This window comes from Roseateles sp. (assembly GCF_036486225.1).
Taxonomy (GTDB): domain Bacteria; phylum Pseudomonadota; class Gammaproteobacteria; order Burkholderiales; family Burkholderiaceae_C; genus Roseateles.
This window is the reverse complement of sequence record NZ_DASVNZ010000217.1, coordinates 1-11,008: the sequence shown is the minus strand read 5'-3', so window position 1 is coordinate 11,008 and position 11,008 is coordinate 1. Positions and strand designations below refer to the sequence as shown.

Below are 11,008 nucleotides of genomic sequence, written 5' to 3'. Positions count from 1 at the left end.
TGCGCTCAGCGGCGGCCAGGGCGGCGGGCTGTCGCGCTCGAGGTCGAACAGCTGCTCGCGTGCGTCGAAGACCTCGGCGCAGCGGCCGCAGCGGACCCAGCCTTCGGAGACGCGCAGCTGGTCCTGCACCACCCGGAAGATGGTGCCGCAGGTCGTGCAGCGGGTCGCGAGATTCATGGTCGCGATGATGCCACGAAGCAGGGTCAGTCCTTGCCGCGAACACCCCCAGGTTGACACTCGGTCACCGGGTGGACGAAGGCGGAGAACTGGCTGTTCATCGGGGCTGGCGGTCGGTCTCGGAGGGAAGGGGGCGCGGTGCGACCATCAGGCCGCGCGTCGCGCGGTCATGAGGATCCAGCCGTCCTCGCTGTCCGCGACGTCGAGCTGCACGTGCGGCGCGTAGGCGGCCTTCAGCTCGTCGGCCTGGCGCTCGAGGATGCCGGCCAGCACCAGGTGCGCGCCGGGGCGCAGGTGGTTGCACAGCAGCGGCGCCAGCAGTTTCAGCGGCGTGGCCAGGATGTTGGCCAGCACGACCGGGTACTCGCCGCGGGCGGCGTCCGGCAGCGCGGCATTCAGCGTCACGCCGTTGTCCTTGGCGTTCTGCGTCGAGGCGATCAGCGCGGCCGGGTCGATGTCGACGGCGTCGATGGACTTCGCGCCGAACAGGCCGGTGGCGATCGCGAGGATGCCCGAGCCGCAGCCGTAGTCGAGCACGCGGTCCCAGCCGGCCGCCTCGTCGCCGTGGCGGGCGATCCAGCGCAGGCACATGCGCGTCGTCGGATGCGTGCCGGTGCCGAAGGCCAGGCCCGGGTCGAGTCGCATGATCTGCTTCGCCTGCGCGGGCGCCTCGTGCCAGGACGGCACGATCCAGAACGCCGGCGTGATCTCGACCGGCGCGAACTGCGACTGCGTCAGCCGGACCCAGTCCTGCTGCGCGATGGTCTGGATTGTCTGGACGTGCACGTCTTCGGCCCAATCCTGCGCCAGCAGCAGGGTGGCCGCTTCGGTCGCCTCGGCTTCCGTCGCGAACAGCGCCTTCACCACCGAACGATCCCAGCCCGCGCGCGGCGCCGGCATGCCGGGTTCGCCGAACAGCGCGCGCTCGGCGGGCGTGTCGGCATCGGCGTCCTCGACCGACACGGCCAGCGACTCCACTTCCATCAGCGCGTCGCTGACGGTCTCGACGTCCTCTTCGCGGCAGATGAGCACGAGCTCGTGCAGCAGGGGATCGTTGGCGTGAGCGTCGCTCACTGGGTGTTCGCTCATGGCGGCTCCGGGACTTCGGTGGACTTCTGAAATGGAGAAGCCCTCAAGGCGGACTCGCGTCCACGCCTGAGGGCCTCGGTATTGTCGCTTAGCGCGAGATCAACGCTTGTGCGCAGCCATCCACTGTTCGAGATAGTGGATGTCGGTGCCGCCTTCAATGAACTTCGCATCGGCCATCAACTCGCGGTGCAGCGGGATGTTGGTCTGGATGCCTTCGATGACGGTTTCCGACAGCGCGATCCGCATGCGGGCCAGGGCCTGCTCGCGGGTGTCGCCGTGGACGATGATCTTGCCGATCATCGAGTCGTAGTTCGGCGGCACGAAGTAGTTGGTGTACGCATGCGAGTCCACGCGCACGCCGGGGCCGCCCGGCGGGTGCCACATCGTGATGCGGCCCGGCGACGGGATGAACTTGACCGGATCTTCCGCGTTGATGCGGCATTCGATCGAGTGGCCGCGCATCGTGATGTTGCGCTGCGTGAAGGGCAGCTTCTCGCCGGCGGCGATGCGGATCTGCATCTGCACGATGTCGATGCCGGTCACCAGCTCCGTCACCGGATGCTCCACCTGCACGCGGGTGTTCATCTCGATGAAGTAGAACTCGCCGTCCTCGTACAGGAACTCGAAGGTGCCCGCGCCGCGGTAGCCCATCTTCTTGCAGGCGGCGGCGCAGCGGTCGCCGACGCGCTCGATCAGGCGGCGCGGGATGCCCGGCGCCGGCGCTTCCTCGATGATCTTCTGGTGGCGGCGCTGCATCGAGCAGTCGCGTTCGCCCAGCCAGACGGCGTTCTTCTGCCCGTCGGCCAGCACCTGGATCTCCACGTGACGCGGATGCTCCAGGAACTTCTCCATGTAGACCTGCGGATTGCCGAAGGCGGCACCGGCCTCGGCCTTGGTCATCTGCACCGCGTTGACCAGGGCGGCCTCGGTGTGGACGACGCGCATGCCGCGACCGCCGCCGCCGCCGGCGGCCTTGATGATCACCGGATAGCCGATCGCGCGGGCGATGCGGACGATCTCCTTCGGGTCGTCCGGCAGGGCGCCTTCAGAACCGGGCACGCAGGGCACGCCGGCCTTGATCATCGACTGCTTGGCCGAGACCTTGTCGCCCATGGTCCGGATGTTCTCCGGGGTCGGGCCGATGAAGGTGAAGCCGCTGCGCTCGACGCGTTCGGCGAAGTCGGCGTTCTCCGACAGGAAGCCATAGCCGGGGTGGATCGCCTCGGCGTCGGTGACTTCGGCCGTCGCGATGATGGCCGGCATCGACAGGTAGCTCTGCGCGGACGGTGCGGGTCCGATGCAGACGGCCTCGTCGGCCAGCTTCACGTACTTCGCGTCGCGGTCCGCCTCCGAATACACGACGACCGACTTCACGCCCAGCTCGCGACACGCGCGCTGGATACGAAGAGCGATCTCGCCGCGATTCGCGATGAGGATCTTCTTGAACATCTCGGACCGCCTTACTCGATGACGATCAGGGACTGGCCGTATTCCACCGGCTGGCCGTTCTCGACCAGGATCTTGACGATCGTGCCGGACTTGTCGGCTTCGATCTCGTTCATGATCTTCATCGCCTCGATGATGCAGATGGCGTCGCCTTCCTTGACCTGCTGGCCGACCTCGGCGAACGCCTTGGCGTTCGGGCTGGACGCGCGGTAGAAGGTGCCGACCATCGGCGACTTGACGATGTGGCCGGTCTCGACGGCCGGGGCCGGCGCGGCGACGGGTGCCGGCGCGGCGGCAGGCTGCGCGGCGACCGGCTGGGCGGCCACCTGCGGCGCGGCCTGCATCATGGGCATGGCGGCCACGAGGGGCTGCCCATCGGACTTGACGATGCGCACCTTGCCATCGGCTTCGGTGATTTCAAGTTCAGAAATGTTCGACTCGGACACGAGGTCGATCAGGGTCTTGAGCTTGCGCAAATCCATAAGAACTCTCCAACGGGGATCGGTGATCGGGGTGATCTTCGGTGATGTCTTCCGGTCCGCGACGAAAGTCGGTGGACCGCGGCACTCAGGTGGACGAGGCTGACCGGCTCAATTGTTGGATCGCGAACTGCAGTGCCAGCCGATAACCGGTTGGACCCAGGCCGCAGATCACGCCTTCCGCGAGCGCCGACACGTAGCTGTGATGGCGGAACGGCTCGCGCTTGTGGATATTGGACAGGTGCACCTCGACAAAGGGTAGCGCCACCGCCGCCAGCGCATCGCGGATCGCGACGCTGGTGTGGGTGTAGGCCGCCGGATTGATCAGGATGAAGCGCGTTCCATCGCGACCCGCCGCCTGAATGCGGTCCACCAGCGCACCTTCGTGGTTGCTCTGATAGCTCTCCAGAGCTACGCCGGCTTCCTGCGCGATCTGGCGAAGATCTGTATCGATCTCCGCCAAAGTGGTCGCGCCATACACCCCGGGCTCGCGGGTGCCGAGCAGATTGAGGTTGGGGCCGTGTAGTACCAGGACTTGCATTCAGCGACCGGTCCCGCCAATTAGAGCGAAGACACTAGAAGCGTAAAAGGGTGGACTTTACGCGTTTTGAGACCAGATCCCGGCAGCAGCCCAAAAATAATCCGCTTGACCGGCCTGGGGACGACCGCTATGGCCGCAGACCGCTGCTTCTAGGGGTTGACCCGCAATCAGGCTTTGCTGCCGCGCGCCATCGCGCGCAGTTCCTCAAGATTCGTCGCGCCCAGTTTGCGCCAGATCGGTTCGCCTTGAGGACCAAAGGCGACGGTAAACGGCAGCCCGCCCTTGGCATTGCCCAAGGTCTTGGACAGGTCGGTCCCGGTGAGTCCGGCGAGCGCGACCGGGAACTTCAGCGGGATCCTCTCCAGGAATCCGCGCACCGGCGTCGGGGCGTCGACCGCCAGTCCGAGTACCTGCCAGCCCTGCGCGCTGAACTCGTCATGGAACTGGTTGATCTCGGGCAGTTCCTTGACGCAGGGCGCGCACCAGGTCGCCCAGAAATTCAGCAGCAAGGGCTTGCCGCGCAAGTGGGCGGCCGGCTGGTAGGTCTGCTGGTCGAGGGTGTCGAAGCTGGCGTTCCAGAACGCCGCGGCCTCCGCGGACAGCGGTCCTGCCGGCGAGCCATTCCCGGCTCCGCCTTGTGCGGCCTGCTTTTCATGATGCAGGGCCAGGTAGGTCCCCGCGCCGGCGGCCACCAGACCGGCGGCGCCCAAACCCAGAACAGCACGTCGTTGCATTCAATCGTCCTTCGAATTCATCAGTTGGCGCAGCGCGGCGAGGTCGCCGCGTTCGGTCCGCCCCCGGGCATCCGGCTTGAGCCCGCCGCGCAGGTCGTCATGGTCCAGGATGGTCAGGGCGATGGCGACGCGTTCGTTCAGCGCGCGGCAGGGGGCGTCGAGGATCAACTGATCCACGGTCTCGCCCTTCGGGTTTCTCGATTGGCTGACGTCGAAATCTATGCCCTGGTTCAGCAGTGCGATCTCCGTCGATTTGCTGTCATCGCAATACAGCTGCAGGTGGATGGGCGACAGCCGCGTCGCGGTGCCGCGCCAGACAGCGCCGGTCAGATGCGGCCGGAACTCCGCCAGGCGCTCCATCCAGACGGCGGCCAGCTCCCGCAGCGCCTGCAGTTCGGCGGGCTGGGTCTCGGCGCAGAAGATGTCCAGGTACTCGCGGACCTGGTCCTCGAGCTCGTCATTATTCGGCAGCGCGGTGCGGGGCGGCAGCCCCAGCACCTTCAGCGCACGGGACTTCGCGGGGCCGTATTCCAGGCCTTCTTCCACCACCAGCCGGGCGGCGGTGGCGGCAATCTCTTGAGTCAGTTCGGATGTCATGGCGGGGTCCCCCTCCCACTCCGGGCCCGGGTCCGGCGGGCGCGTGAAAGTCGGGTGCGAGGAACTCAGGGTACCTCGACGCCGCCCATCCGGGCCTCGATGGTGCCAGCACGGCCAACCACATAGGGCGAACCTGGGCGTTTCTCGAACCGCTTCGGTGCCGGCAGCATCACGGCGAGCCGCGCCGCCTGGTTGGGACCTAGCCGGGACGCGTCGACACGGTAATAGTGACGCGCCGCCGCCTGGGCGCCGAACACGCCTTCGCCCCACTCGACGTTGTTCAGGTAGATCTCGAGGATGCGCTGCTTGCTGAGCAGCGCTTCCAGCATCAGCGTCAGCACCAGTTCCTGGCCCTTGCGCGCGAGGTTGCGCTCGGAATTGAGGAAGAGATTCTTGGCGAGCTGCTGCGAGATCGTCGATCCGCCGATCACCTTCGGGACCGGTGGCGGCTTGTTCGGGTTGGTCTTGGCGAGCCGGGCGGCTCGCTTGTCGGCCTGTTCCTGCGCGCGCTGGTTCTTGTCCCAGGCCTTCTCGAGCGCGTCCCAGTCGACGCCGCCGTGTTCGTTGAAGCCGGCGTCCTCGCTGGCGATCACCGCGCGCTTGAGGTTGCGGCTGATCAGCGCGTCGTCGACCCACTGCTGGGACCAGAGGATCTGATGCTTCTCGCGCAGCAGCCGCATGGCCTCGGAGCGCTGGAAGGTCGTCGACTGCGGCGACACGACCGCCATCAGCGCGATGCGCGCCGCGAAGAAGAGCTGCAGGCAGAGGACGCTGACCAGCAGCATCCCGGCGAAGCGCCAGAACTGTTTCATGCCTCGTGGCCTCAGTGAGGCGCCAGTCGCTGGCGGAGGTCCGCGAGCACCGTCGCGCTGTCGGGGCGCACGCCGCGCCAGAGGAGGAAGGCTTCGGCCGCCTGCTCGACCAGCATGCCCAGGCCGTCGCGCTGCGCACCGCCGGAGCCGGCCTGACCGGCGGCCCAGTCCAGGAAAGGCGCTGTGGACGGGCCGTACATCATGTCGACGGCCAGGCCGCCGGGGGCGAGCACCGGGGCCTCGGGATCGGGCAGCGGCAGCCCGGCACCGCTGAGCGAGGCGCTGGTGCCGTTGATCACCACCTCGTGGCGGCCGTCGGGCGCCGGGGCGTCGAGGCCGCCGGCGCTCAGGCGCACGCCGTGTTCCGCCGCCCAGACGCGATGGCTGTCGGCGAGCGCGAGCGCCTTGTCGGCGCTTCGGTTGACGATGCGGATCTCCGCCGGCCGGCCGGTGATCAGGCTGCCGAGCACGCCTGCCGAAGCGCCGCCGGCACCGATCAGCAGCACGCGCTGGCCGCGCAGCGGGCGCGCGGCATTGCGCTCGATGTCGGCGAGCAGACCGGCCCCGTCGGTGTTGTCGCCGAGCCAGCCGCCGGACGCGGCATCGTCGAAGCGGAAAGTGTTGACCGCGCCGGCCAACTGCGCGCGCGGTGTCTTGCGGACCGCCAGGCGGAAGGCCTCGAACTTGAACGGGACCGTCACGTTGCAGCCGCGGCCTCCGGCGCCGACGAACGCGCGGATCGCCGCCTCGAAGCCGTCGAGCGGGCAGAGCAGTCGTTCATAGACCAGCGACTGGCCGGTCTGCGCGGCGAAGGTCGCGTGGATCTCGGGCGAGCGGCTGTGCGCCACCGGATTGCCGGCGACCACATAGCGGTCGAGGCCGGCGCCTTCGTTGGTGGTCGATGCGGACGGATCAGCGCTCATGACATTTCCCTGGGAACAGGACGACCGGCGTGGCGGCGTGGTGACGTTCAGGACGGCTGGGCGGTGCTGAGCGTCGTTTCCACGCTTTCGTCGCGGTTGAACCGGAAGCGGAAGGTCATCACCAGGACTTCCGCGCCGCGACGCATCTCCGACGTGAACTGGCCGAACGGCCCGCTCGCCCGCACGATGGCCACCGCGCGACGGTCCAGCACCGCGTTGCCCGAGCCCTGCACGATCTCCGTGTCGACGACACGGCCGCGGTAGTCGACCTGGATGTTCATCGTGAGCTCGCCGTAGAGCTTGCGGCCCTGGTAGCTCGGGAAGTCGCGCGTGCCGCGCGCCTCGATCCGGCGACGCAACTGGTCGTAATAGAGCGCATGCACGGTCTCGCGCGTCGCGGGACTGACGTAGCGCTTCTTCGGCCGCGCATTCTCCGTGTTCACGCGCTTCTCGATCTCCGCCAGGGTCTGCACCAGCTGCCGGCGGTGCTCGGCGATCTGGCGGCCTTCGGCGGTGCTCTTCTCCCGCGCGGGATCCGGCGGCGGCAGCATGGCCAACTGCCGCCGCAGCACGGTCAGCAGCTGTTCCTGCGCCTGCTGCAACTGCTGGATCTGACTCTTCTGGAGCTCGATGCTGTCGCCGGTCTCCTCCAGCGGCGACGGCGCGAGGGGCGACGTCGCCCGCACGTTGGCGGACAGTTCCCCGCCGCCGGCCAGGTTGGCCTGTGCGAGGGCCTGCGCCTTGGTGGGCGCTTCCTGTCCGCGCGCGTTGACGAGGATCACCTCGAGCGGTTCGTCCTGGAAGATCCGGTCGAACTGTTCCGGCGCGACGAGCTTCAATGTCCCCAGGCCCAGGTGCACCCCGGCCGAGGCGATCAGCGCGTAGTGCAAAAGGCTGAGCTTGGGCATCTTGAAGTAGGAAGGGATCAGGAAGCGGCGGGGGCGGGGGCTGACGACGTGGCCCCCGCGCCTTCGCCGCTCTTGGGAGCGTCGCTGCCGTCGTCGTTGACGTCGATCGCCAGCGTCAGGACGCCGCTGGGTTCTTCGTCCTCGTCGGCGCCTTCGTCGACCGTCACCGGTGCGGCTTCGGCGTCGAGGCGCTCGATCAGGTTGGCGTGCAGGTCCAGCGTCAGTTCATCGAGGCCGGTGATGCGCACCTTCACATGGGCGTTGCGCGGCAGGTTCTCGCATCCGAGCGCGCGGAACACCAGTGGCAGGTCGTCCGCGCGGACCAGTCCGTCCTTCAGGACGGACGCGGTCAGTTCGGTGATGCCCTGCTGCTGCAGATACCGCAGCGTCCAGTAGCGCTCGATGCCTGACTGGAATCCGTTGTACGCGCTGTACGCGGCGTCGAAGCCCGAGATGACCGAGAACAGCGCCGCGTCCTTCGGCTTGAACGGCGCGGCCAGCGCGGCGGTCTTGCCATGGCGGGCGCAGGCGATGATCTGCCACTGGTTCACCAGGTCGACGTAGCGGCGCAGCGGCGAGGTCGCCCAGGTGTACTGCGCGACGCCCATGCCTGCGTGCGGCGCGGGCTTGGTGCCCATGCGGACCTTGATGCCGGGGGCGAGGCTGGCCTGGCTGCGGTAGATGCCGGGCACGCCGCACTCGGCCAGGAAACCGCCCCAGCTGGAGTTGGCCAGGATCATCGCCTCGGCCACGATCAGGTCCAGCGCGGTGCCGCGCTTGCGCGTCGAGATGCTGACCTGCTCGGCGCCGGCGGGTTCGGTCCCGTCGTTGTCGAGGCGGAAGTTGTAGTCCGGCCGGTTGAAGGTCTCGGGCTTGCCGCGAACGATCTCGCGCTTGGCCTTGAGGTCCTTGGCCAGCCGGTAGGCGAAGGCCAGCTCCGGCGCGAAGTCGTAGTCGGCCGGCGCGTCGCCGGTCAGCGTCGCGTCGGTGATGACGTCGTCGAGCTTGTCGTGACGCAGGTTCGCGGCGATGGGCACGCGGTCGAGCTTCGTCTCACGCGCGGTGATCTCCAGCGTCGCCTCGTCCATCGTCAGATAGATGCTGACGGCGGGGCAGTCGCGGCCTTCGATCAGCGTGTAGGCCTGGACGACGTCGTCCGGCAGCATCGTCAGCTTCCAGCCCGGCATGTAGACGGTGGAGAAGCGTTCGCGCGCGACCTTGTCCACCGGCGAGTCCGGCTGGATGGCAAGACCTGGCGCGGCGATGTGAACGCCGAAGATCACCGTGCCGGTGCCCAGGCCCTGGACGGACAGCGCGTCGTCGATCTCGGTCGTGGCCGAATCGTCGATCGAGAAGGCTCGGACCGGGGCGAGCGGCAGGGCATCCTTGATCTCAGGCGCGGACAGCGCGGGGAAGTTCGTGCCCTTCGGGAAATGTTCGAAGAGGAAGCGCTTCCAGTGGAACTGGTACGGGCTGGCGATCGCGCCGGCGTCCTTGAGCAGGTCCAGCGGCGCCTTGTGGCTGCGCTTGGCGGCCTCGACGACGGCCTTGTACTCCGGGCCGTTCTTGTCCGGGCGGAACAGGATCTTGTAGATCTGGTCGGCGATCGGCGCCGGGCACTGGCCCTCGGCCAGTTCGACCGCCCACTGCTCGATCTGCGCGGCGATCTGCTTCTTGCGCTCGATGCCCAGCAGCGCGGCCTTGACGGTCTCGGCCGGCGCCTTCTTGAAGACGCCCTTGCCCATCCGGCGGAAGTAGTGCGGCGCGTCGAACAGCCGGAACAGCGCGCCCGCCTGCTGGGCGAGCGTGGACTTGGCGTCGAAGTAGTCGGCGGCCAGATCGGCGAAACCGAACTCGCCTTCCGGCGCGAATTCCCAGGCCAGGTCGAGGTCGATCTCCTCGGCCAGGCGCTGCCCGTCCGCGATCAGTTCGGCCGGCGAGGGCTTGTCGAACTTGAGCAGGACATGGGCGGCTTTCACTTTGACGCGCTTTCCGGATTCGAGCTCGATCTGCATCGAGGAATCGGCTTCGGACAGGATGCGGCCGGCGAGGAATTTTCCGGCGTCTTCGAACAGGGCGAACATAGGGGGCGGATTGTCGCTGATCGTGGAGGGGGTGCCGGGTGGGTGCGCGTGGGGCGCGTGTCAATTCGTTGTCAACACGCGGTCACGCCACCGACGCAGACTCGCGGCGCACCCCCCGCGCCCATGCCCCCACGTTTCCACACCCTCATCGCCGCCCAGTTCTTTTCCGCATTGGCCGACAACGCGCTCCTGATCGTCGGCATCGCGCTGCTCCGGGAGATGGGCCAGCCGGTCTGGTGGGCGCCGCTGCTGAAGCTGTGCTTCACGCTGGCTTATGTGGGACTGGCGCCGGTGGTCGGGCTGATCGCGGACGCGTGGCCCAAGGTCGCGCTGATGACCTGCATGAACGGCTTGAAGGCGGTCGGGGTCGGCGCGATGGCGGCGGGACTGGATCCCTTGCTCTCCTTCGGCATCGTCGGGATCGCCGCGGCCTGCTATGCGCCGGCGAAGTACGGATTGATCACGGAGATCGTGCCGCCGACCCGACTGGTGGCAGCGAACGGCTGGATCGAGGTCTCGGTCGTGTGCTCCGTGCTGCTGGGCACGATGGTGGGCGGGCTGCTGGTCAGCCCCTGGTGGATGGCGGCGATCGGTGAACTGGGCGTCGCCCGGCCGCTGACCGCGTCGCTGTGCGCGCTGCTGGGGGTCTACGCGCTGGCCGCGGCCCTGCAGCTCCGGGTGCCGGAGAGCGGCATCGTCTATCCGACACCGCCGCGCCGGATGCGCGAGATCCTGCGCGATTTCCGGATCTCGAATCAGGCGCTGTGGCGTGACCGGCTCGGCGGTCGCCTGTCCCTGTCGATGACGACGCTGTTCTGGGGCGCCGGCGCGACCTTGCAGCTCGCGGTCCTGCAATGGGCGCAGGACGTGCTCGGCCTCAGACTCAACCAGGGCGCCTACCTGCAGGCGACGGTCGCGATCGGCGTCGTGGCGGGGGCAGGTCTTGCAGGACGATGGATCGCGCTGCATCACTCGCTGCGTGTGATGCCGCTCGGCCTGATGCTCGGCGCGTTGATGCTCGCGACGCCGTGGGTGACGTCCCTGGGTTGGGCACTGCCCGCGATGGTGATGGTCGGGGCCGTCGGCGGCGCGATGGTGGTGCCGATGAATGCGCTGCTGCAGCATCGCGGCGTTCAGATCCTGAGCGCGGGCCGATCGATCGCCGTCCAGGGCTTCATCGAGAACCTGAGCATCCTGCTGATGCTGGGCGCCTACGCG

The 11,008-nt window shown here is 68.0% G+C and carries 12 protein-coding genes; 1 reads left to right on the top strand and 11 read right to left on the bottom strand.

Annotation, left to right across the window (positions count from 1 at the left end; genetic code table 11):
- From VF536_RS15060 to VF536_RS15010, 11 genes are all read right to left on the bottom strand, one after another.
- Positions 1-177: zinc-ribbon domain-containing protein (locus VF536_RS15060; RefSeq protein ID WP_331615682.1), on the bottom strand; the 177-nt coding region annotated here is incomplete at its 3' end.
- 147 nt (positions 178-324) lie between these two features.
- Positions 325-1,221, bottom strand: a complete 897-nt coding sequence (gene prmA / locus VF536_RS15055) for a 50S ribosomal protein L11 methyltransferase (protein ID WP_331615681.1) — start codon at positions 1,219-1,221, stop codon at positions 325-327.
- Between the two features lie 144 nt (positions 1,222-1,365).
- A complete protein-coding gene (gene accC, locus VF536_RS15050) occupies positions 1,366-2,715 on the bottom strand; it encodes an acetyl-CoA carboxylase biotin carboxylase subunit (protein WP_331615680.1) in 1,350 nt (449 codons plus the stop codon).
- An 11-nt stretch (positions 2,716-2,726) separates the two neighbouring features.
- A complete protein-coding gene (gene accB, locus VF536_RS15045) occupies positions 2,727-3,194 on the bottom strand; it encodes an acetyl-CoA carboxylase biotin carboxyl carrier protein (protein WP_331615679.1) in 468 nt (155 codons plus the stop codon).
- An 85-nt stretch (positions 3,195-3,279) separates the two neighbouring features.
- Positions 3,280-3,732: a type II 3-dehydroquinate dehydratase gene (aroQ, locus tag VF536_RS15040; RefSeq protein ID WP_331615678.1), complete on the bottom strand. Its 453-nt coding sequence runs from the start codon at positions 3,730-3,732 to the stop codon at positions 3,280-3,282.
- A gap of 167 nt (positions 3,733-3,899) precedes the next feature.
- Positions 3,900-4,466 (bottom strand): TlpA disulfide reductase family protein, encoded by a 567-nt coding sequence (locus tag VF536_RS15035; protein WP_331615677.1) that lies wholly within the window; start codon positions 4,464-4,466, stop codon positions 3,900-3,902.
- Entirely contained in the window at positions 4,467-5,063 is a 597-nt protein-coding gene (locus VF536_RS15030) for a hypothetical protein (protein WP_331615676.1), read from the bottom strand.
- 65 nt (positions 5,064-5,128) lie between these two features.
- Positions 5,129-5,875: a monofunctional biosynthetic peptidoglycan transglycosylase gene (mtgA, locus tag VF536_RS15025; RefSeq protein WP_331615675.1), complete on the bottom strand. Its 747-nt coding sequence runs from the start codon at positions 5,873-5,875 to the stop codon at positions 5,129-5,131.
- An 11-nt stretch (positions 5,876-5,886) separates the two neighbouring features.
- Positions 5,887-6,798 carry a shikimate dehydrogenase gene (gene aroE / locus VF536_RS15020; protein WP_331615674.1) on the bottom strand — a complete coding sequence of 304 codons (912 nt, stop codon included), beginning with the start codon at positions 6,796-6,798 and terminating at the stop codon, positions 5,887-5,889.
- A gap of 47 nt (positions 6,799-6,845) precedes the next feature.
- Positions 6,846-7,706 carry a TonB family protein gene (locus VF536_RS15015; RefSeq protein ID WP_331615672.1) on the bottom strand — a complete coding sequence of 287 codons (861 nt, stop codon included), beginning with the start codon at positions 7,704-7,706 and terminating at the stop codon, positions 6,846-6,848.
- 17 nt (positions 7,707-7,723) lie between these two features.
- On the bottom strand, positions 7,724-9,790 hold the full coding sequence (locus VF536_RS15010) for a ribonuclease catalytic domain-containing protein (protein ID WP_331615671.1): 2,067 nt from the start codon (positions 9,788-9,790) through the stop codon (positions 7,724-7,726).
- Between the two features lie 123 nt (positions 9,791-9,913).
- On the opposite strand from VF536_RS15010, the gene lplT reads away from it, so the two are divergent.
- The coding region (lplT, locus tag VF536_RS15005) for a lysophospholipid transporter LplT (RefSeq protein WP_331615670.1) at positions 9,914-11,008 on the top strand (1,095 nt) is incomplete at its 3' end.